We start from the raw sequence: 21331 nt of genomic DNA, 5'->3' as shown, positions 1-21331 counted from the left end.
GTGTGTCAGCATCAGGCTCGCCGGGGCGATGAAGCTCCCTTCATCGTGAACGATCTCGATTGGAGAAGCATATGAGTGACGACGACGATTCAGGGCGCTCGTACAAGGTCGTGACGAATCACGAGGAGCAGTACTCCATTTGGTTCGCCGATCGGCCGCTGCCCGCCGGTTGGCGGGAGACGGGCAAGGTCGGGAGCAAGTCCGAGTGTCTGGCCCATATCCGCGAAGTCTGGGTGGACATGCGCCCCGCCAGTTTGCGCCGCGCCATGGATCAAGGCAAATCACTCACGTCGTGACCATGCGCAAGAGACCCGTCGCCATTTTGGGCGCAACAGGAGCCGTGGGTCGACGGCTCGCGCGGATGCTGGTGGAGCACCCGTGGTTCGAGCTCGCCATGTTGGTAGGTACGTCGAGCTCGGCCGGCGAAGCCTACGGCGCGGTGTGGGAGCGCAAAGAGGAGGCGCTCGCGCGCCATTACGGATTGGATACGTGGACGATCGACCCCTGTCCGGCGCTCCTCGCCGATCGGCGGGTGGATACGTTCGAACGACTCGCCCAGGCCGATATCGAGGTCGTATTTTCGTCGATCCCGGAGCGTGCCGGCGAGCTCGAAGACACCTTGCTGGCGCACAATCGACGGGTGTTCTCGAACAGCCCCCACGGGCGCTTCGAGTCGAACAATCCGCTCGTGGTCACGGAGATCAACGGCGCCGCCATCGGCGAGAACCGCTTCGTGAAGAATCCGAACTGTGTCAGCTCGGGGCTGTGCCTGGTCTTGGCGGCGCTCGAGTCCGCGTACGGGCTGGACGAGGTGTCGGTGACCACGTTCCAATCGCTTTCGGGGCGCGGGGATGCGAAGTATCCGCCCGATCTGGTCGTCGGCAACGTCTATCCTCTGCACGGATCGAGCGAAAATACGGAGACCTACATTTTCCGAGAGGTCCACAAAATCCTGCCCGTATCGTGCCGGCTCTCGGTCAGCTGCCAGCGCGTGTTCGTGCAGGAAGGGCACTATGTCGATGTCCGGGTCAAGACGCGGCGGCGGGGTCTCGATTCCGGTGATGTGCGGGAGCGCCTCGCGGCGTATGCCCCGCTCCAGGCTCTGAAGCTTCCATCGGCCCCCGCTCGACCGTTGATCGTCATCGAGGAGCCGGGGCGCCCGAGGCCGTCCCAAGACGCGTGGCATGCGGAGGGCATGGCCATCGCCGTCGGGAATGTTTCGACGGACGACGAAGTCTACGACGTACGACTGAACTACGTGGTCAACAACCTGATCCGCGGCGCCGCGGGCGGCGCGGTCCTCAATGCCGAATACTGGCACGCCAGCGCCCAGGCTCGCGCCGTGCACGGACAGTGAACTTCCGCCTTTGAATAGGAAGAGGAAATGCAGCCATGAGTGACGCTTTGAGGTATCCGTCTCGGCTCCGCACGCGCGTTCCGGCGTCGAATCGTCGCGATCCGGTCATCTGGGACCGAAGCGCAGGAGGTCCTCTGAGCTCCGAGGAGGTCGGCCGCTACGAGCGCGACGGCTTCATCCTTCTACACGATTGGATCCCGGAGCGCGAGGCCACGGAATGGCGTCGCGAGGCCGAGGCCCTCCGCGGCGATGCGCAGCAGGAGCGCGTCTACGAGAAGAGCGATCAAACCGTCCGCACGATCTTCAAGGTCGACCGCAACGCGGAGCTCTTCGCGAATCTGGCGCGCGATCCGCGCATCTTGGGCATCGCCAACCAGCTGCTCGGCGGCGCCGTTTACGTCCACCAGTCGCGGATCAACTTCAAGGCGCCTCTGCGCGGCGGCGACTTCTGGTGGCACTCCGATTTCGAGATCTGGCACACGGAGGACGGAATGCCCGCCATGCGGGCGCTCTCCGTCGCGGTGCTGCTCGACGAGAGCTCGGCCCTCAATGGACCGATCCTCTTCGTGCCGGGCTCGCACGAGGTCTTCGTCCCCTGCATCCAGGCGACGCCCGATCTGAACTACAAAGAAGACCTGAGGACCCAGGACTACACGGCGCCCGATCGGGAGCTCTTGGGACGAGCGATCCAAGAACGTGGCGTCGTTCAGGCGCTCGGCAAGGCCGGGACGATCATCGTCTCCGACTGCAATGTCATGCACGGATCGGCGGCGAACATGAGCCCATGGCCGAGGTCGATCCTCTTTTATTGCTTCAACAGCGTTCACAACACGCTATCTCCGGAGCCGCCGCTCGGCACACGACCGCGCCCGGACTTCCTCGCAAACCGGAACTTCACCCCCATCTCGACGCGCGACGACGGACCCACGCCGTAGGGATGCGGGCGCTCGACGCCGGCCCTTCGGCCCTATCGGAGAAAGACATGTACGCCTCGCGCAGCCCCAACAACAAGAGATACACGAGCTTCGACGACGTCCTGGCCCGTTTTCCCCAGCCAGCCCGCGACGGTATGCCGGATGGCGTGATCCATCTGGGCTTCGAGGATCGGGAGCCCTGCGACATCGCGGTCGAAAGCGGGGTGGCGCGCGTCGTGCCGAGCGGAGAGAACGAGGCGCGCGCCTCCGTGCGGTGCTCGTCGGGGACATTCCTCGAGCTGGTGTCCTATCGCGCGGACTTTCGAACGTTGGTCCAAGACGGACGACTGGCCGTCGAGGGCGATCTCAGCTTCGCGCTCGGGATCTATTCGCTGCTCTTGAAGACGAACTCCGAGGCGATCGAGTATTTTCGGACGGTCGACACCATGCCGCGGGGCGAACCGCTGCGCGAGGTCCCTCGCGTGCGCCGGCCGACGCGGGGCCAGGTTTTGGACGTCCTCGCGCGAAATACACCGCTGATCGCCGCGGGGATGATGGAGGACTGGCGCGCCCTCCAGTGGACGCCCGAGCGCGTCGCCAGCGAGTACGGCGATACGACCGTCGTGCTCGAGCGCCAAGTCTCGATCTCCATGCGCGAGCTCGTCGCGCGCATGTGCGACGTGAGCCCGAACACCGATAGGCCGCCCTATGTCAATGGGTGCCAGCTCCCGGACGCCATGTTCCCCGACGTTCAACCGTCTCCGTGGTTCTCGCCGCGCGATTTTCTCCCGCCGCAGCTCTGGATGGGCGCGGCCGCCCGCGAGAACCCGAGCACCTGGCTGCACCGCGACGGTGGTCCGGTGTTCCTCGGGCAGGTCTTCGGTCGCAAGCGGGTCGTCCTCTTCTGCCCCGATCAGACGCCGTACATGTATAGCGCGTCCGTGAGCCTGAATACCGAGTTGATCGATCCCGATCATTTCGATCGCGCGCGGTATCCGCTGCTCGCTCGAGCCGTTCGGACGGAGTGCATCATCGAGCCGGGCGACATCCTCGTGCTGCCCCTCGGCTGGTATCATTGCGTCTGGGCGTTGTCGCCGAACATTTCGGTGGCCCACGTTTTTGCCAACAACGCGACCTGGTCGGGCTGAGCTCCAACCGATTTGGACGTCCCGTCCGTCATGCAACGCTCCGCCCATGGTCTCTGGAGCAATCGCGCATTCCGAGTGTTCTGGTTCGGACAGACCGTCTCGCTCCTGGGCGACTCGTTCGCGTTCGTCGCCCTCCCGCTGCTCGTGTTTCAAGCCACGGGATCGGCGACCCAAATGGCCCTGGTCGCGAGCACGTCCTGGATGGGGCCATTCGTCGCGTGCTTGTCGAGCGGTGGCATCAGCGATCGTGGCAATCCGCGACGTTTGATGTTGGGCAGCGAGCTGGGACGGATGTGCGCGTACCTCTTCCTCGCCTTGGGGTGGTGGCGGATCGGCCCGCACATGTGGATCGTGTACATCGCGACCGCGGTCGGAGGATACCTTGGGGGGATCACGCACGTCGCGCACACCACGATCGTCGCGAACCTCGTCGGCTCGGACCAATTGATCGCCGCAAATAGCCGATTGCAGACGAGCGCCGCGACGTCCTTTCTCTTGGGACCGGCGCTCGCCGGTCATCTGTGCGCGTTCGCGGGCGCGCCCGTCGCCGTGGCCGCAAACGCCGCCTCGTTCGCCGTCTCGGCGCTGATGGTGGCCTCCATTCGATTGCCTTTTTCCGCTCCGACCATCGATCCCCCTCGCGCCGCGGAGTCGGCCGAGGGATGGCGTGGGGCGAGCGCCGGCCTTCGGTTCTTGATCGCCCACCCGGTGTTGCGGCCCCTCACGGCCTTGATGGTGCTCAGCACGTTCTGGGCGGCCGCATCGACCGAGCTGTTCGTCTTTGCTTTGAAGCGCCACCCAATGGTCGGCGACGCAACCATCGGCTTCGTCATGTCCGTGGCGGCCGGCGGCGCGGTGCTGGCCGGTCTGGCGACACCGATGGCGCGTCGTCATTTCGGTCTCGGAACCACCTTCGTCGGGAGCATGGTGGGAACGGGGGCGGCATTCGGGCTCGCGGGCGCGGCCGACTCGCCCGCCGCCATGACCGTGGCCGCCGTGGCCGCCGGTTTCTGCCAGGCCACGCGGATGATCCTCCTCATCTCGTCGCGCCAGGAGCTCACACCGAGGCACCTGCTCGGGCGTGCGACGTCGGCGCACCTGGCTTTGTATTTCGGCGTCATTGCGCTGGGGACGGCCGTCATGGGGCTCATCGCGCGAGGCATCGGCGCGCCTACCACGTTGATGTTGATGGGGGGCATCATGACCATTTGCGCGATCGGCGGGGCATTGAACCCCGCGTGGCGGCGCCAACTCGATTGACGGAGCCGGATCGTCATTCATGCTTCTCCGTCCGGACGCGCACCGCGGGACGGGCCGCCCCCGACCGCCTTCGGCGATTTCGCGCTGCGCACGAGCGAGAAAGAATCACGAAACCTGAACTCGACACCTGAACTCGACTCAAAAGGAACGGCGAAATGGACATCGACGAATCGGGTATCTGGGTCCTTCGGATGAGCGACGGCTATTCGCTCCATTCACGTGTTTGGGGACCCGCGTCTGGCGAGCATTTGGTGGTATTTTTGCACGGAGGTGTAAGCCACTCGGGGTGGCAAGCCGTCCTGGCGGACCACGTGGTCCAGCACGAGAACACGACGTTTCTGGCGATCGACCGGCGCGGCAGCGGAATGAACCGCGAAGACCGCGGGGATTTGTCGTCCGCGGAGCGTTGCATTGCCGACTTCGAGCAGGTGCTGGAACAATGCCGACCGCACTATCGCAACATCGTACTCGTCGGCTGGTGTTTCGGCGCCTTGCCGGCCACCGTGCTCGCGGCAAAACGGCCTGAATTGCTCGATGGACTCCTGCTCGAAACACCCGGCTTCGTCCCGCGCGAGGAAATGCAAGCGAAGTTCGCTTTGGCCGTATTTCGAGTGAGCCACCTTTTCTCTCCCGAAAATTTTACAAAACCCATCATACGTGCCGAAGTGAGACCGGAGGATTTTACGAGCGTTCCGCGTTGGATCGAGTTCATCGACGCGGATCCCGACAAGCTCGTCTACACGTCGCCACGATCTGCGACAATCGACTTTCCTTGGCAGGACGCCCTCGGAAAGGTCGACCGGCCTCTCAAGGTCGTGTTGGCGAGTCACGATCGCATGGTCCACACCGAGGAGGTTCGAAAGCTGGTCTCGGCGCTCCAACCCGCCGCCGAGATCGAGGAGCTCCCAACGGCGCACGCGATTCAGTTCGAAATGGCGGGGGAGCTAGCGGCCAGTATCCAGGGATTTCTGGAGAAAGTCGCCGCCGGACGAATGTGATTCCGGTTCGAGAGCGCCGTGCAGTGTGAGTATAGTTTCACGCTCAGCTGTGCGTAAGGTGAGGGGAGCCGCATCGAAAATCCGGCTCGATCCCGCTCCCTGGAATCCGCCTCGCGGCGCGGCTGGTTGGATATCGTGTACGGACTGCGCCAAAGTGTGATCAACCCGCGCCATCACCCAAAAGTTGCTTTTTATTCCACACTGTTGGCTATAGCTATATCATTGGTATTAGCGTGATACGGAGCAAACCGTGCAGCGACTGCCGGCGTGGGTGACGCGGATTTCCGTGTCATCGTTGCATTGCACCAAGTCGAATTGCGGTATCGGATGAAGTTCGCATACTCGAAGAAGGCAAACGATTCGCCGGGGCGGGGGCCAACGACGTTCGGAGCACCCGGGCGCAGCGAAGCGGAGGCTTCTCCGTCCCCTCGGGTCCCGTCGGGGGCGTTCCTTCGCGCTCGGCTCACGGCCCGCGAGCGCGAGCTCGAGAGCGTGGCCGAGGCCTTCGAGGCCGGCGATCGGCTCATCACGTTGTGCGGGCCTCCCGGGGTCGGAAAGACCGCGCTCGTCAAGGCTTATACCGCGCGATTTCCGGGCGAGGTCGTATGGTGCGATGCCGCGAGGGGCGAGGGGATCGCGCACTTGCTCGGTACGCGCGAGTGGCGATCGAACGTGCTCTTCGTCCTCGATGGCGTGGGGCGATTGGCTCACCGCGATGCCGCATGGCTCGTCGAGTTGCTCGAGGCCACGCACGGTGTCCGCTTTTTGGCGACATCGCGCGAACGTCTGCGGCTCGCCGAAGAGCGGGTCATCCAAATCGAGCCGCTGTCGACCGTCGAACGCCAAGACGGAAGTAGCGACGCGTACGAGCTCTTGCTTCGATGTGTGGAACGACTGAGGCCCATGTTCTCGCCGATCGGGCAAGCGGCAAAGGCCATGGCGCGGCTCGTTCACCAGCTCGACGGGATCCCGCTCGCGATCGAGCTGGCCGCCGCGCGGGTGGTGGCGCTGGGCGCGGACAACGCGTGCAAGCTGGCCGTGAGCCAGCCCGAGTTCTTGTCGGTGCCGACCTGGGATCGGGCCGTCGGTCGCAGATCCATGCGCGACGCCTTGGATCTTTCGTGGAACACCCTCAGCGACCACGAGAGAACGGCGTTCATGGCGTGCTCCGTGTTTCGCGGCGGATTCTCCCTCGAAGCGTTGGAGTCCGTCATCGGCGACGCCGTGAGCGGGCCGTCGGTCTTCGAGTTGGTGCAGAGCCTTCGCGACAAATCGCTCGTTCGCGTGCGGCTATCCTCGGGGGCGACGACGGTCCTCGCTCTCTACAATGTGATCCGCGCGTATGCCTTCGAGCGGCTGACATCGGGCTCGGAGCTCGATGTATTCATCGGGCGGCATCGGAAGTATTATCTGGAGCGCGCGAGCGTCACCTTGCTCGACGATCTGCCCTTGGATCTCGCCGGCGAGCACGAGAACCTCCTCGCCCTCGCGGACGACACCGATCCCAATGACTCCGAATCGGTGATCGAGGGCTTCATCGCGATGACCGCCGTGGCCCCGACCGCGTTGGTGAGCGAATCGGTCGATTCGTACCTCGCTCGGTTCGATCGGCTCTTTGCGCACGTGACCCGCCGCGATGCAGCTCGGTTCCATCTGCCGCCTTCTCTCTTGGTGCACGTGCTGCTCGCCCGAGGTCGCCTCCGGCTGGCCCGAAAGGACGAGGGCAGCGCGCCCGGCTCGGTGGACGATATGCGTCATGCGCTGCGCCTGGCCCAGGAGTGCGGCGATCCGCGGCTCGAGGTATCGGCTCGGGCGGGGCTGGCTCAGGCTCTTCACGTCCGAGAGGAGTTCGAATCCGCCCGGGCGGAGTGTGAAGATGCGCTGTCTCTGGCTCGCCGGGTCGGTGACGCCCGAAGCGAGGGTATCCTGCTTCGAATGCTCGCCATGAACCTCCGCGAGTTGAACGGGCATAGTGAGTCGATCGCGCTCCTCGAGGAGTCCGTCGCCTTGCACCGGAGAGGCGCCGCGCCCCGCTTGGAGGCCATGAGCCTGCGTGTCCTCGGTGTCGTTCTCGTCGATCTCGGGCAATACGAGCGCGCGCGCTACGTGCTGAACGCAGCTCGATCGGCCCTCGCGGTCGGAGCATCCCGTGAGGAGCACGTGGTTTCGCTCCCCGACGAAAGTGGCATTTACCATCTGGAGGAGGCGCGCTCGCTCCTCACGTTGGCCCAACTGGAACAATCGGCAGGGAACATGGTGAAGGCGCGGGAGCTCTACACGGAGGCGACGGCGGATTCATCGAGGACGCCGCCTTGCTACCGGGCTCGGGTCCTAGGGGCCTACGGTGTATTCCAGATGGAGGTGGGCCGCACCGCCGAAGCGATGGAGCTCTTGGAGCGGGCCGACGCGACATTCGCGTCGCTCCGACCCTGTCATGACCAAATCTTGTATACCGCGTACCGCGCCCTCCTGCTCGCGCGGACCGGTCACCGAGACGAGCTGGAGGCGGCGGCGAAACGGCTGCGCGTCGCGACCCACGAAATCACGGAGGGACATGCCATTCGCCTGGCCGTCGAGATCATCGGCATTCCCGTCGAGCGGGCGCTGACGGAGAGCGAGCGAGCTCCGGCCCGCGCGGAGCACGAGCCCCTCCGCGCGGCCCGTGATCCCTCCGCGACGCTCGCGCCCGCCGAGCATCGGGTGGCCCGATCGGCGGCGGTTCGACTGGCCTTGCGCGTCGTCGAGGGCGAGCTCGAGCGCCAAAGGGTTTCGCGTCATGGATTGGCTCGTCCCGACGCGGGCGAGCCGCGGCGATGCGCGCCCATGCGTGCGAGTCGCGATCCGCTCCGCGTGGAGGCCGACGGAATGTTCTTTCTTCCGCCGAACGGGACCAAGGTCGAGTGCCATGAGCGAGCCGCCGTTCGGCGTCTTCTTCGCGCGCTCACGAGATGGCGCGTCGACTCCCCCGGTGTGCCCATCCGGGCCGACGCGCTCATTCAGGCGGGGTGGCACGACGAAAAAATCGCTCCAGCGGCCGCCAAGAATCGCCTCCGCGTCGCCCTCTCGTGGATGCGCAAGCAGGGGCTCGGGCCCATTCTGGTCACGCAGTCCAACGGCTATTTCCTCGATCCCATGGTGAGCATCGAAGTCGTTCACGCGTGCCCCGCCGATCTATCGATGTGTAACGGCCGCAAATAATCTCCATTAACGCGGCTCCGTGCCATCTTCGATGCGATGTCGATGGCGGACATGAGCAAGGTCCAACGGCCGTTGCTCGGCGGCCGCGCGATCCGGGCGGCGCCCGATGGCCGCGTGGACGCGAGCGCACGAAAGCGAGGCACATGATTTACTCCGGGTTGCTCGATCTCGTCGGCAACACACCGACGGTGCAGTTGAGAAGCGAAGCCACGACGGAGCCCGCCCACCTGTTCGCGAAGCTCGAAGGCTACAACCCGACCGGGAGCACCAAGGACCGACCCGCGGCATACATCATCCGCAAGCTCTTGCTGAGCGGTGAGCTCCGCCGCGGCGCTACGGTCGTCGAGTCGTCGTCCGGCAACTTCGGGGTCGCGCTCGCGGCGGTGTGCCGGGCCGAAGGACTGCGCTTCGTGTGTGTGGTCGATCCGCTCTTGCTCGCCCACAACCGTTTTCTACTGGAGCAGTACGGCGCCGAGATTTCGCAGGTCGACACCCGCGACGACTCCGGCGGCTATCTCAAGGGCCGCATCGCGCGCGTCCAAGAGATCGTGGAGTCCACCTGCGGCGCTCTATGGATAAACCAATATGCCAACGAAGGTAATGCTCGCGCACATTACTTCGGCACCGGTATGGAGATCTACAAGGCCTTCGTGGACCAGGGCCTCGACTACGTCTTCGTCCCCGTCAGCTCGGGGGGCACCATCGCCGGCGTCTCGCAGCTCCTGAAGCAGCTATTTCCCCAAGTTCAGATCATCGCGGTCGACACCTCCGGCTCCGTGATCTTCGGAGGACCACCCGGCAAGCGGCACATCCCGGGCATGGGCTCCAGCATTCGCCCGGACAATTTGCAGCGCGCGCAGATCGACCGCGTGGTGATGGTCGACGAGGAGGACATCGTGCGGGGGTGCCTCGAGCTTCTGCACCGATTCGGGCTCTTCGTCGGTGGCTCCTCGGGCGCAGCTTATTGCGCGGCGAAGCAGCTCCTCAACGACCCGCAGTTCGTCCCCATCGTGAGCCGCGAATATCCGCAGTGGCGCGCGCACCAACGGGAGAAGCCGAATGTGCTGCTGCTGTTTCCCGATCGAGGCGATCGCTATGGCGCGACGCTTTACAGCCGCGAGTGGGTCACGCAGACATTCCCGCGGCTGGCGGGCGCGGAGCTCCTCCGGCGGGCGCCGTCCGATACGGCCGTTCTTTCGATCGGCGCATCCACCTCGAAGGGGCCTCGAGCGGCCCAAGGAGCCAAAGTATGAGAGCGAGACATGTATTGTCGTTGGTGGATATCGATGGCGATCGCGTTCGCAGGCTCGTCGAAGCCGCCGTCGTCTTCGGGCGCGGAGGAGAGGTCGAGAAGACGCTGGCGGGCAAGATCGTCGGATCGTTCTTTCGAAAGACCTCCACGCGAACGAGGACCTCGTTCGCGACGGGCGCGATGCGGCTCGGCGCGTCGGTGCTCACGTTCGGACCCGACGATCTGCAGCTCTCCACCGGAGAAACGCTCGAGGACACGGGCCGCGTGCTCGCGAACTACCTCGATGCGCTCGTGATTCGCACCAACGACGCCGTCTCCGAGATGCGGGCGATCGCCGCGCAGAACACGATGCCCGTGATCAACGCGATGAGCAAAGAGGAGCACCCCACGCAAGCGCTCGCGGATCTGGCGACCATTCACGAGGCGTTTGGTCAACTGGAGGACGTGCACGTCCTCTATATCGGTGAAGGCAACAACACCGCGGCGGCGCTGGCGCTCGCGCTACCTCGGTTTCCGAAGACCCGACTATCCATCGTCACCCCGCCAAACTATGGTTTGCCCGCGGCCGTACTGCAGCAGGCCGCGCGGTACGCGGAGCAGAGCGGAGCTTTCTTGGAGCACCACCACGATCTGGGGAAGCTGCCGCGCCATGTGGACGTCGTGTACACGACGCGCTGGTTGACCATGGGGGTCGTCCACTCCGACCCCAATTGGATGTCGGCGTTCCGGCCGTACACTGTGAACCAGGCATTGATGGATCGCGTGTCGAAGCCGCGCGGCACGATCTTCCTCCACGATCTCCCCGCCATGCGGGGCTACGAGGTCGAAAATGACGTGCTGGACGGTCCTCAGAGCGTGGCCTTTCGCCAAGCGTTCCACAAGATGACCGCCGCGATGGCGGTCCTCGATTGGAGCGTGAACGGTTGACGGCGGCTTCGCCCGATGGAGGCGCACGGGGGCACGGGCTCGCCCGACGCGGGCACCGAGGATGGCGGGATCGCTCACGGCGAGAGGTGCTTGGAATCGATCGCGGCCTTGCGGGCAAGGCGAACGCGTGTCATGTTGACATAGGTTCCGCACTTCATGGGAGTGCATGGAAAGGGTCGTTCCTTTCGCGGAAGGAATCGTTCCGCCGCGAAGGGGTGAGGCGCACAGAAAGGCTGTAATTATTCGGCGCGTGCGTTGCATGCCCACGCCTCCGAAAGGGGGCGAACGGAATGGGATTTCGCCGAGGCCGGATAAGGCGCATTGCGATCTTGGGGGGTTCATTGACGCTTGGCGCATGTTTGAGCGTCGTTGGCTGTCGAGATGAAAGCACATCGTCCGATTCGAAAAATGATTTGAGCGAGGGGACGGGGACGGATTGGATCACCGACCAACACCCCGTCTTTCATACGATGAGCTTCGCCGTTCCCAAGAAGCACGCCGTGCCTCTCGAGGGCGGGCCTCGTGAGGCGGCGGTTCTCTCGATGCTTGCTCGATACAAAGAGGTCTTTGGAATGAGGGACCCCGTCGTCGAGTGGAAGCACTTTCGGACGAATCTCGACGATCAGGGCTTCTCTCATTTGCGTTTTTATCAACAAAGCCGAGGCGTCCGGGTCTATGGCGGCGATTGGATCGCCAGCGTGAACGCGCGAGGCGAGCTCGCATCCATGAGTGGTGTGTACGTCCCCGGCGTGGACGCCGTGGACCTTTCCCCGACCCAAACGCGGGAGCAAGCGGCCGACGCGGCGCGCGGGGACGTGAAGCGCGAGTGGCGCGGTGCCGCGAACATCGGCGCGGAGGCTAGCCCCGATCCGCTCATCTATGCCGCGGAAGGCGTGCCGCCGGCGCTGGCCTTTGCGGTGCGCACGGACACGGTCGTGGATGGTTTTCGGCACACCGACGATTCCTTCGTGGACGCACATACGGGTGCCGTTCTGGGCCGCTTCGACGCGACCCATTCGCAGGGCGCGACGCCTTATGCGAGCGGCCGCAGCTCGAAGAGTTATCCTCCGTACAACGTGCAGGCCACGGACATTCGATTTCCCGTCAGCGCCTCCAACCCTCCGATCCTCGATGGGCGGACCCGCTCCGGGGTCCGAATTCAGACCCTGAGCCATACGTCTTCCGACCCCATCACGGGATCGTCGCTGACGAATTGGACCGATACCACGAGGCCCTCTGGGGCCGCCATCGACGCCCAGGCCAACCTTGCGCGCGTCGTCGACGCTTACGAGGACTTGTATAAGCGCAAGTCGTTCGGGGACGGAAAGGACGTCCTGGCTTACATCAATGCCAACGACAAAGGCCCCATCAACGCGTCCATGGAGACGGACCCCTTTTCGGGCTTGTTCGGATGGTGCAATGCCTCGTTCTATTTTGGCGACGGCGATCCGGCCCGGGGATATTTCCCGCTATCGGCGGCGGTGGATATCGTGGCTCACGAGTTCACCCATGCCATTGCGCTGTGCGCGTGGGGGGGATCGATCGTCCCGACCCCCAAGGCGGTGGACGAGGCCATGAGCGACATACTGGCCATGTTCATTACGAGCAAAATCGAGGGTGGCCACCCCACCGCCCTCGGGCGGAGCACGAACGTCCGACACCAGCCGCTCCGGGATCTCGCCAATCCCCCGTGCGATCGAATGGATGCCCTTTCGGACACCAGCCTTTGCCCGACCTACAAGTTCGGCTGGCTCGACAGGCCCGAACCCCACAGCGCGGGCGGCATCATCACCTACGCCTGGTACTTGATGACATTCGGCGGTACGCACAAATCCACGGGCCAACGCGTTCCTTGCGGTCTCGGTTGGGAGCGGTCGAGCCGGCTCTGGTATCAGGTCCAAGCCAACGAGATGCCCTCCAGCCCCGACTACAAAGCGGCGGCCAATGCCACCTTGTCGGCCGGCCGAAAACAGAATGCACCCCTGCAGCCCATTGCCTGCGCCTGGGTGGCTGCTCAAGTCCTGAAGGCCGACGACGTGAAAAAGCAATGGAACGTCGACTGCCCCGGCGCTTCGGATGCGGGCGTCGATTCGAGCCCCGACGGTAGCTCGGGCATTCCCGACGGTGGGTTGTACGATCCCAATGCCGGACCGCTCGTCGTCTGCCCGGCCGGCCCCTTGATCCCGTAACCGCCCGGCACGGCGCCGACCGCGGGGTGCTCGTCGGCCATCCGCGTTCTGGAGATCACGCCCGCGTCGCTCGCGAAACCGCGTATGCAAACATAGGCACCGTCCACGAAAACCACATGATGGTGGGCGACACCTCGGCAAAGGCGCCGAGACCGGCCACGAAGGGTATCTCGAACGAGAAGCTCTGCACCACGAAGGCCAAGGTCGCGATGTAGCTACGGGTTGCCCATTCTTCGTGCAGCTTGAATCGCTTCGTGACGGCCGTTCGCCACGCGAGCAGCGCGCTGGCGAGCCATACGGTCGCCAACATGTGAAGCGATAGCGCATACGGCCAACCCACCGATCGCGCGGTGGTCGACGCCAAGATCAAGGCGCACGAAGCGCCCGCGCCAATGGCCGCCAGGTAAATGCGGCCCATGATGCGGTGCGCCCGCCAATACTTGACCCGAAACGCCTTCCACAACTGAAAGGGGCCCGTAAAGAGCGCCACCGTTCCCCCGAGCACGTGACCCATGATGATCCATTTGAAGGAAAAGTACCTTCCCAACTTATCGGGATCGAAGCTGAAGAGCCGGAGCGCCCTGTACACGAAGACCGTCGACAGGGCCATCACCGCCACCCCGGCGATCATTCGAAGCGCATTGAGGGGCCTGCTGTTCGTGCGACGGCTGACGTTCATACCGTCATGGAGTAGCCCTCGCGGCACGTGCAATCGCGCACGATCCGATGTTTCGAGAGCACGAATCGCTGGACCCGCGCCGTAGTCCAAAGAAATGAATTTGCGGCCACTGGCGGGCACATCCATTGGCGCGATTCGATCGGCCGCGATCGCGCCACCCGCGGCGCAATCTGCGCATCCGAGGAGCCGACCCGAGAGCGCCCGAAGGCACGTGGTGCCGGGTGCACGAGCGATGTCGATTTTTTTGGAAGCAAGAGCGCGACATGGTTCGGCTGGACGCGTCTCCTTCTCCGGGCAAGCGACTTTCACACGTCGCACGTCCGGAGGTTTTCTAGTGCACGAATGGGTAAACGACATGGCCTGCACCCGCGACGGTCACCCGAGTGGTGCAGCGTACGGGACCGAACCACTCGCGTTCATCGCTGGCCATTCGGAGACGTCCAACGCGGAAACGTACGGGCAAACGCGATTTCATGGCGCCTGCCCGGAATATACCTATTCCCATTTGCGCCCGGCGCGTCTCGGCGGCGGCGCAGTGGAATCATCGTGCCAAAAATAATGAAATAGGCAGAACGTATTGCGCAATATGGTGCGCTCTGCAAAGATTCGGAGACAATCCCGACCGGGCGTTCACTCGCGCGGAGGGCCATCGTTGGATCCCACAGGAGACCCTATGAGACTTAAGTGGTTCGTATCTTCTTGTTTGTTCATAGTACCCATTGCAGGCTGCGCGGTCAGCAGCGACGGCGCCGGCCAAAACGAAGCAGATATTGCGCCGAGTGCACTGTCATCGCAGGCGTCGAAGTTGCGATTCGGGCCATGCCCGGAGGACACGCCCCGATCGCCGGCTATGACAAAGAGCGGACGGCCGCCGAGAATTGGCTGCGCGAGCACCCGTGAGCCGGCGACGCGGTGCTCGGGGCTAAGCGCGAACGAGAATCAGTCGCGGCGACCGGCGCCTCTGCGCGGAGCCGACCGAAGGCCCGCGCCGGATCACCTTCGACGTCCGACGTAAAGGTATCGTCGAGCTCCCAAATGCGGATATCATTTTAGGGCGATCGGTCGTGCGTCGCGTCATTACGGTTCTTGGCTGATGGCGAATGCATCGTGGTTGCGAATCGAGATGGACGCGTCCCCTCGATTGGGGAACGAGAGCGCCCGGCCGAACAAGGTTACGGGGGGATATTCGATATTGCCCGAAAAGTACAAGCGTCCACCGAACGTCCGAAGTCCGGAGTAGAGGTGCAACCCCTGGCCGGTGCCGACCGTGCGCTCGCGTTCGAGCACGCCCGCTTCGTTGAAGACGAGCCATTTTCGGCTGCTGTCGGGGTTGGACGCGCTCGGGGCCTCGAAGAAGCTCAAGACGACCTTGTGTTGGCCGCGAAGGAACGTCGGATCGCTGCCCCGATGCGCCTTGGACCAGCGGTGGTTGCCCGCCGCGTCGTACGAAGCGAAAAATGCGGACGTCTGCGCGCCGTCGTCGATCGGATCGCCTCCGACGGAGTTCCCGCGCGATACGGCTCCCGTGACGTACACGCTGCCGTCATCCCCAGCGGTCACACGGCCGACCATATCGCGTGAGCCCGTTGAAAGGGGGCCTCCCACGGCACGAAGCGTAGCGACCCTGCCATCGCTGGTCACGCGGGCGATCAGGCCATCCGAGGTGCCGCTGGCGGTCACGCTTTTGTCTCCGAGCTGCAGGGTTCCCTGGAAGCTTCCGACGGACCAAACGTCGCCATTCGGCTGGACCTCCATGGTGGCGCTCTGCCAGCCCGGCGCTGCCACCCCGAACACGAGCTTGCCCGTGTCACGGGCAAAGGCGCCGACCATGGCCCCGGCGGCCCGCCGTACGCCACCCACGACGGCTCCGTCCTCCACATCGAATTCGAAATAAATTTTGCCATGCATCGACTTCGTGTCGCCGAAGGCGCCGCGGTCGGCGTCGAGCTTGATCGACCCGGCCAACGTGCCATCGGCGTCGCGCAGCCGAAAGAGGTTCCAGGCGCCCGGGGGTTGCGCGGCGCCCGCGAGCGTGATGCTGCCGCTGCAGCGCAGGACCAAGTCCACCTCGCCGTTCGGCCCCGGAGACACCAGGGCGTAACCGTTGGAATTCGCGGAGTCCGCGCAGGAAAACGGCGTACGCCAGCGCGTCTTCCCGTTGGGCTCCACGCGCACGATGGTGTAGTCGCGCGGGGTTCCTTCCTCGCCAATCGAGCTGCGCACGATGACGATGGCGCCGCCGTCCAGCGCGGGCTCCACCTCCCACGCCGTCTCATGACGTGCCGTCTGCTCGAGATAGATCCACGGCTCCCATGGAATGGTGGAAGCTGCCGCGTCCGCGTTTGCGTCCCGCGAGGCATCGTCGATCCCCCCTCCGCCATCCGCGCAGCGGCCATCGGAACACGACGGCGGCCCGTCCGAGGACGATGACGAACATCCGGGCAATCCGATGGCGGTGCCGATGGCCGTCGGCAGCACGAGGAGCGCGAGAAAGGCGATCGGTCTCATGAGAATGTCGTACGTGGGTCGAGTCACCGAGCTTCCTTCCGGATTGAAATGGAGTCGGTCCGTATCCGACAATGAGCACCGCGTCGAATCAACCGACCCATTTGGAGCGCCGTGCGAAATTCGTCTGTACGTTATTTCACAGCGCCTCGTCCAACGTCCTCGTGGTTACCCTCGTGATCAATGAGCGCATGCGCTGGGCGATTGCAGCATTTCTCGTAGCCTCCGGCGCCGGCTGCAACAGCGCAGCACGACATCGCGCGGCGGAGGCGCCGCCGCCAATCGCGCCACCGACCTTGCCGGAACGTCCGTCCTTCGAATACACCCCACGGCGCAACACCACGAAGGAAGAGCAGGAGACAACGAGGGTGCGGGGCGCGCACGGAGATTCCTTTGGTCTCTTCACCAGCGGCTACGTGGGTCCTCGGCCCAACTTCCTTTCGCACAGCGTGAAGGCGATAAGCTCGATTTTCGCCGCCGGCGGTGGCTCGAGCTCGCCCTCGTCTTCACCGAACAATCCACTCGGCATGCCCGTCGCCCCCATCGCACCCGTCGCGATCCAGCCCGGCGAGAGGCGTCCGACCGGCGAACGCATCGAGCTCGAGGCACAATTTGGCATTGCGGTGAGGGATCCGCGTCAGGCGGCCAAGTGGGTGCGCGATCTGGTCGCTGCCTCGGACGGTCAGATCGCCACGGACAGCGAGAGCTCGAGCGGCAGGGACGACGCGCGCATCGAGCTTCTAGTACGCGTGCCCTCATCGCAATTCGACGCCTTCGCCCAGCGCCTGGTGCACGTGGGACGCGTCGAGTTGCGCAACGTGAAGGCCGTCGATGCGGGGCCGGAAGAGCGCGATCTCCAGGTGATGATCGAAAACCTGGACGTCGCCATCGAGCGCTACAAATTGCTGCTCGCCAAGGCCACGACGACCGCGGACGCGCTGGCGGCCGAGCGCGAAATCGAACGGGCCTCGTCCGACCGAGACCGCATCAAGGCACGCCTGACGTGGCTTCGCGATCGCATCGCGCGCGCCACCGTCGCCATTGCACTTGCCGCCCCTTCGAAGCCGCAACTGCCCGGTGACGACAGCGCCGACGGCGACGCCTCCCCTATGTACATCGGCGTGCGCCCTCTCGCATTGTTCGACGTGCGCGACTCGGGAACCGACGCCTACGCCGGCGGAGGCTTCACCTTTCGCCTCCGCGGCAACGGTCGCGGCCGCGGCCTTCCCGTCGAGGTGGACCTGTTGCGTGCGTGCTGCGGAAGCGAGCCATCGAGAAGCGGCTCGGGCTTCATGGCCCAGACCGGATGGGACGTGTGGACCAGGAATTTCCAATCGTCCAAGCATCGCTGGTTGCTTCCGTACGCGGGCGTGCGTCTCGGGTTCGCCATGCTCCAAGACCGCCCCGACTTCCTTGCCGGGATCGTCTGCGGCGTGGACATCTTCCGCAGCGAGTCCATCTCGATCGGTATCCAAGCCCGTGGACTCATGCTCGCCGGCAATCCCGACGGCCCCCACTTCGCGATCCAACCCGCATTGACCGCGGAATTGGGGTTTTGAACGCGACTGCCATAGCGTCCGATCGATGGCGTCGGCCATGGCCAGCATCCCGTACGCATTCGGACGTCGCCCGAGTCGAGATCGATGGCGTCGGCCATGGCCTGCATCCCGTACGCATTCAGATGTCGCCGGAGTCGAGATCGATGGCGTCGGCCATGGCCTGCATCCCGTACGCATTCGAATGTAGGTGATCGCCCGAGTCGAGATCGATGGCGTCGGCCATGGCCTGCATCCCGTACGCATTCGGATGTCGCCCGAGTCGAGATCGATGGCGTCGGCCATGGCCTGCATTCCGTACGCATTCGGATGTCGCCCGAGTCGAGATCGATGGCGTCGGCCATGGCCTGCATCCCGTACGCATTCGGATGTCGCCCGAGTCGAAGCGCGATTGCATGAGGGCAGGAGCCTGCGGATCGCGAATGGCCGCATCGAAATCAATGACGCCATCGAATACGCTGCGGGTGCGGATCCACGCATTGGCCTCTTGGCGGACGGCTTCCCTGCATCGCTGTAGGCGCGCTCGCCCTCGTTGGGGAGCACGGTACCGCCGGCGATGCGAACCCCGCCACATGGGCCTTCGCAATCCGCGTGCGGTCGCCGTCCATCCGCGCCGGTGCCGTGATGGGGCCACCGCCGGTGCCTGCGTCGTTGCGGAAAAGGAGCGCGCGGCGCAGATTGATTTTGGCGCTCTCGGCCGGCGCATTGGCGCAAAAGTCATGAATGGTCTGGCCATGTGCGAGAGACCATGAAATGCATCTCGACATTCTTCGCGGGTCTCGCCGTCGCGGCGTCGACCGTGGTGGCGTGCAGCGCAGCCGAACCCTCGCCGGCGGACGGCACCGACGATGGTGCGGCGATCACGCAACGGGCGCCGACCTTCCGCAACCCCGTTCGAGGCGGCGTCGCCGATCCGTGGATGTTCCAGCGCGATGGCTACTACTACCTGACGTATACCGCCGTGGATCGCATCATCCTCGTTCGGGCGAAGTCGGTGACCGGCCTGGCGAGCGCGCAAGCCGTGACGGTCTGGCAAGACTCCACGCCTGGCCGCGGCAAGAACATCTGGGCGCCGGAATTTCATTTCTTGAATGGCCGCTGGTACGTTTATTACACGGCGGACGGGGAGGGGGCGGTCCATCAGATGTTCGTCCTGGAGAGCCAGGGCTCGGACCCGATGGGGCCATATTCGTTCAAGTCCCGCCTCGCGACGCAAAACGACTTCTCCATCGACGGGACCGTTCTGAAGATGCCCAACCAAAAGCTGTATTTCGTTTGGTCGGGGCACCTGAGGGGCCCGCAAAGCCTCTTCATCGCCTCGATGAGCAATCCGTGGACGCTCGACAGCGCCCCCGTGCTCCTGTCCAGCCCCACGGCGGGTTGGGAACGCCATGGCAACGGCCGCGAGCACCCGGTCAACGAAGGCCCCGAGGCCCTCTATTCAGGAAATCGGACCTTCCTGGTGTTCTCCGCCAGCGGCTGCGAAACACCGGATTACGCGTTGGGCATGCTGGAATACAAAGGCGGCAACGTGCTCGATCCTCGATCGTGGAGCAAAACCCCGTGGCCGGTCTTCGCGCGGTCCGATGCGAATTGGGTCTTCGGGCCCGGGCACAATAGCTTCTTCACGTCGCCGGACGGCAAAGAGCTTTGGAACGCCTACCATGCCGTGACCAGCTCCGATGGAAGGCCGTACGGGAGCTGCGGCGGGGATCGCACGCTCCGCATCGACAAGATGAACTTCGACGCGAACGGCAGCCCCATCTTCGGCGTGGCCTCCGCCACGTGGACGGACCTCAAGCTCCCCTCCGGCGACCGCGGTAGGTAACCTGCCTGTGTTGTCCCGGCGCCATCTCGTACGAAGCATGCCGTCGTGCGCGGCCCTTTCGGGGTGACGCGGCAGCTCGTGAGAGCGGGGGTGGCGCTCGCGGATTGCCGGTCGATTTTCATCACGCACCGGCACTCCGCAACGCCATCGCTGGCGCACGCCAATTAACCTCGGACGGTGTCGCCCGGCGACACCCGCGTCGCCGATGGCGGCCTTGACGAGGGCTCGGGTCGAGCTGAAAGGCTATTCGACGGCGGCACCGCGTTTGCGAGGGGGCCGTACATGGCCTCCAATCACCAAGGCATTGTTCGAGAGCGCGTGCCGCCGAGTCACACCGCGTTGCGGAAACGCAACAGACGACGTTATCTCCTGTGGCTTGCCATACCTATTCTCAAGCTTGTGTCGCTGCCTTCCTGCGGACCGCGCGAGGGCGAGGAAGGGGGGGCCTGCCACAAATCCGACAGCTGCCGGAGAGACGATTGGTGCAACGGCGAATTGGTCTGCCGAGACCACGTCTGTCGCAAACGTTCGTCGATTATTTCCTACCGATTCACGCCATCGTGCTCGTCGGCGACCGGCACGGACTGCGCTTCCGACGAGGCAGCCCCCGATGGCGATCCGACCCCTGCGGGCGAGACAGACGACGGCGGCGCGCCGACCGACACGTGTTTTCGTCTGGATGACCGCGACGCGACATGCCCATCCGGTGCCGCGCATGACGCATGTACGGGTGCGGCAATTCCCGGTTCCGGATCGCCATGCCACTCGGACCCGATCGATGCGAGCGCTCTCGGACACGATTGCTGTCTCCACACGGACGAGGGCGTCGATGGGGCCGCAGCCCGCGACATGGATCATGGCCAAGGCACGGCATCACAAGACGGCGATTCAACATGAGCGTCGCGCCGACGTGCTGTCCGTTCGTCGATCCGCCCGAGGAGCGCGTGTGGGCTGAGTCGAGGCGATTCATCGACGGGAGTCGGTCGCCGGACGCTCACGGTCCATGACGTCATTTCATCGGACATCGAAGTACGGCACGTTGTGAAAAAGACGCGGTCCCTGGTCGGACCGCGCTCGCTCGAGGCAGAGAGTTGACAAGGCCCCAAACGATGTCGAGGGTCGTCACTGTGGCAGCGATCGCACGACAGCTCGAAGCCCCATTCGTCGATATTCTTGCGGCCCGGGCGCTGGGCTACGCGCTCGCCTTCTTCGTCCACTGGAATCTCAGACCGATAGCTTTGACTTAGAAGCTCAATCGAGCCCTGACAAGGCTCACGTATCATTTCAATCGTTTAGCAGCATTCGCCATTTGTCGCCGAGGTGTGCACTCGCAGCGAATGCTCGAGGGGCTGGTCGCCTACAACGGAGGGACCGATAGCGAATACCGGACCAACTTGGACAATCGCTCGCGCCGACTCAGGCGAGCGACGCAGGCGGATCGGGTCTCGAACACATCGAGGGCGAATGGACGGGATCACCCTTTATCTGTCAACGGCGTCCCAAGAGCGGGCACACCAGGA

General features: G+C 64.4%; 14 protein-coding genes. 12 read left to right on the top strand and 2 right to left on the bottom strand.

The window, feature by feature from the left end:
- Window positions 1–71: 71 nt before the first annotated feature.
- The 10 genes from LZC94_21395 to LZC94_21350 all read left to right on the top strand — a co-directional run bounded on the left by LZC94_21395 (window position 72) and on the right by LZC94_21350 (window position 13243).
- Window positions 72–296 carry an MbtH family NRPS accessory protein gene (locus LZC94_21395; protein ID WXB19767.1) on the top strand — a complete coding sequence of 75 codons (225 nt, stop codon included), beginning with the start codon at window positions 72–74 and terminating at the stop codon, window positions 294–296.
- Between the two features lie 2 nt (window positions 297–298).
- Window positions 299–1357 (top strand): hypothetical protein, encoded by a 1059-nt coding sequence (locus LZC94_21390; GenBank protein ID WXB19766.1) that lies wholly within the window; start codon window positions 299–301, stop codon window positions 1355–1357.
- Window positions 1358–1392: 35 nt separating this feature from the next.
- Window positions 1393–2292, top strand: a complete 900-nt coding sequence (locus LZC94_21385) for a phytanoyl-CoA dioxygenase family protein (GenBank protein WXB19765.1) — start codon at window positions 1393–1395, stop codon at window positions 2290–2292.
- A gap of 47 nt (window positions 2293–2339) precedes the next feature.
- Complete coding sequence (locus LZC94_21380; protein WXB19764.1) at window positions 2340–3419, top strand: cupin-like domain-containing protein; 1080 nt, start codon at window positions 2340–2342, stop codon at window positions 3417–3419.
- Window positions 3420–3449: 30 nt separating this feature from the next.
- On the top strand, window positions 3450–4679 hold the full coding sequence (locus LZC94_21375) for an MFS transporter (protein WXB19763.1): 1230 nt from the start codon (window positions 3450–3452) through the stop codon (window positions 4677–4679).
- Window positions 4680–4834: 155 nt separating this feature from the next.
- The gene (locus LZC94_21370; GenBank protein WXB19762.1) at window positions 4835–5677 is read left to right on the top strand and encodes an alpha/beta hydrolase; all 843 of its coding nucleotides are present in this window, start codon (window positions 4835–4837) and stop codon (window positions 5675–5677) included.
- Window positions 5678–6004: 327 nt separating this feature from the next.
- Window positions 6005–8875, top strand: a complete 2871-nt coding sequence (locus tag LZC94_21365; protein WXB19761.1) for a hypothetical protein — start codon at window positions 6005–6007, stop codon at window positions 8873–8875.
- Between the two features lie 143 nt (window positions 8876–9018).
- A complete protein-coding gene (gene sbnA / locus LZC94_21360) occupies window positions 9019–10128 on the top strand; it encodes a 2,3-diaminopropionate biosynthesis protein SbnA (protein ID WXB19760.1) in 1110 nt (369 codons plus the stop codon).
- Complete coding sequence (locus tag LZC94_21355; GenBank protein WXB19759.1) at window positions 10125–11054, top strand: hypothetical protein; 930 nt, start codon at window positions 10125–10127, stop codon at window positions 11052–11054. The genes sbnA and LZC94_21355 overlap by 4 nt, the downstream gene beginning before the upstream one ends.
- A 413-nt stretch (window positions 11055–11467) precedes the next feature.
- Window positions 11468–13243: a M4 family metallopeptidase gene (locus tag LZC94_21350; protein ID WXB19758.1), complete on the top strand. Its 1776-nt coding sequence runs from the start codon at window positions 11468–11470 to the stop codon at window positions 13241–13243.
- Window positions 13244–13298: 55 nt separating this feature from the next.
- Here the strand turns inward: LZC94_21350 and LZC94_21345 are convergent, their stop codons facing one another.
- Both LZC94_21345 and LZC94_21340 read right to left on the bottom strand, forming a co-directional pair.
- Window positions 13299–13922: a DUF2306 domain-containing protein gene (locus LZC94_21345; protein WXB19757.1), complete on the bottom strand. Its 624-nt coding sequence runs from the start codon at window positions 13920–13922 to the stop codon at window positions 13299–13301.
- Between the two features lie 1077 nt (window positions 13923–14999).
- Complete coding sequence (locus tag LZC94_21340) at window positions 15000–16430, bottom strand: hypothetical protein (protein ID WXB19756.1); 1431 nt, start codon at window positions 16428–16430, stop codon at window positions 15000–15002.
- Between the two features lie 173 nt (window positions 16431–16603).
- Here LZC94_21340 and LZC94_21335 point away from each other — a divergent pair, with 173 nt between their 5' ends.
- Both LZC94_21335 and LZC94_21330 read left to right on the top strand, forming a co-directional pair.
- A complete protein-coding gene (locus LZC94_21335) occupies window positions 16604–17986 on the top strand; it encodes a DUF4349 domain-containing protein (protein WXB19755.1) in 1383 nt (460 codons plus the stop codon).
- A gap of 745 nt (window positions 17987–18731) precedes the next feature.
- On the top strand, window positions 18732–19811 hold the full coding sequence (locus tag LZC94_21330) for a glycoside hydrolase family 43 protein (protein ID WXB19754.1): 1080 nt from the start codon (window positions 18732–18734) through the stop codon (window positions 19809–19811).
- The last annotated feature ends 1520 nt before the right edge of the window (window positions 19812–21331 follow it).

The sequence above is a fragment of the Sorangiineae bacterium MSr11954 genome (assembly GCA_037157815.1).
Taxonomy (GTDB): domain Bacteria; phylum Myxococcota_A; class Polyangia; order Polyangiales; family Polyangiaceae; genus Pendulispora; species Pendulispora albinea.
This window is presented reverse-complemented; position numbering and strand designations above follow the sequence as displayed.

Excerpts from the sequence above, each read along its gene's own strand:
- LZC94_21395 (WXB19767.1), top strand. The coding sequence starts at position 72 with ATGAGTGACGACGACGATTCAGGGCGCTCGTACAAGGTCGTGACGAAT.
- LZC94_21390 (WXB19766.1), top strand. The coding sequence starts at position 299 with ATGCGCAAGAGACCCGTCGCCATTTTGGGCGCAACAGGAGCCGTGGGT.
- LZC94_21385 (WXB19765.1), top strand. The coding sequence starts at position 1,393 with ATGAGTGACGCTTTGAGGTATCCGTCTCGGCTCCGCACGCGCGTTCCG.
- LZC94_21380 (WXB19764.1), top strand. The coding sequence starts at position 2,340 with ATGTACGCCTCGCGCAGCCCCAACAACAAGAGATACACGAGCTTCGAC.
- LZC94_21375 (WXB19763.1), top strand. The coding sequence starts at position 3,450 with ATGCAACGCTCCGCCCATGGTCTCTGGAGCAATCGCGCATTCCGAGTG.
- LZC94_21370 (WXB19762.1), top strand. The coding sequence starts at position 4,835 with ATGGACATCGACGAATCGGGTATCTGGGTCCTTCGGATGAGCGACGGC.
- LZC94_21365 (WXB19761.1), top strand. The coding sequence starts at position 6,005 with ATGAAGTTCGCATACTCGAAGAAGGCAAACGATTCGCCGGGGCGGGGG.
- sbnA (WXB19760.1), top strand. The coding sequence starts at position 9,019 with ATGATTTACTCCGGGTTGCTCGATCTCGTCGGCAACACACCGACGGTG.
- LZC94_21355 (WXB19759.1), top strand. The coding sequence starts at position 10,125 with ATGAGAGCGAGACATGTATTGTCGTTGGTGGATATCGATGGCGATCGC.
- LZC94_21345 (WXB19757.1), bottom strand. The coding sequence starts at position 13,922 with ATGAACGTCAGCCGTCGCACGAACAGCAGGCCCCTCAATGCGCTTCGA.
- LZC94_21340 (WXB19756.1), bottom strand. The coding sequence starts at position 16,430 with ATGAGACCGATCGCCTTTCTCGCGCTCCTCGTGCTGCCGACGGCCATC.
- LZC94_21330 (WXB19754.1), top strand. The coding sequence starts at position 18,732 with ATGAAATGCATCTCGACATTCTTCGCGGGTCTCGCCGTCGCGGCGTCG.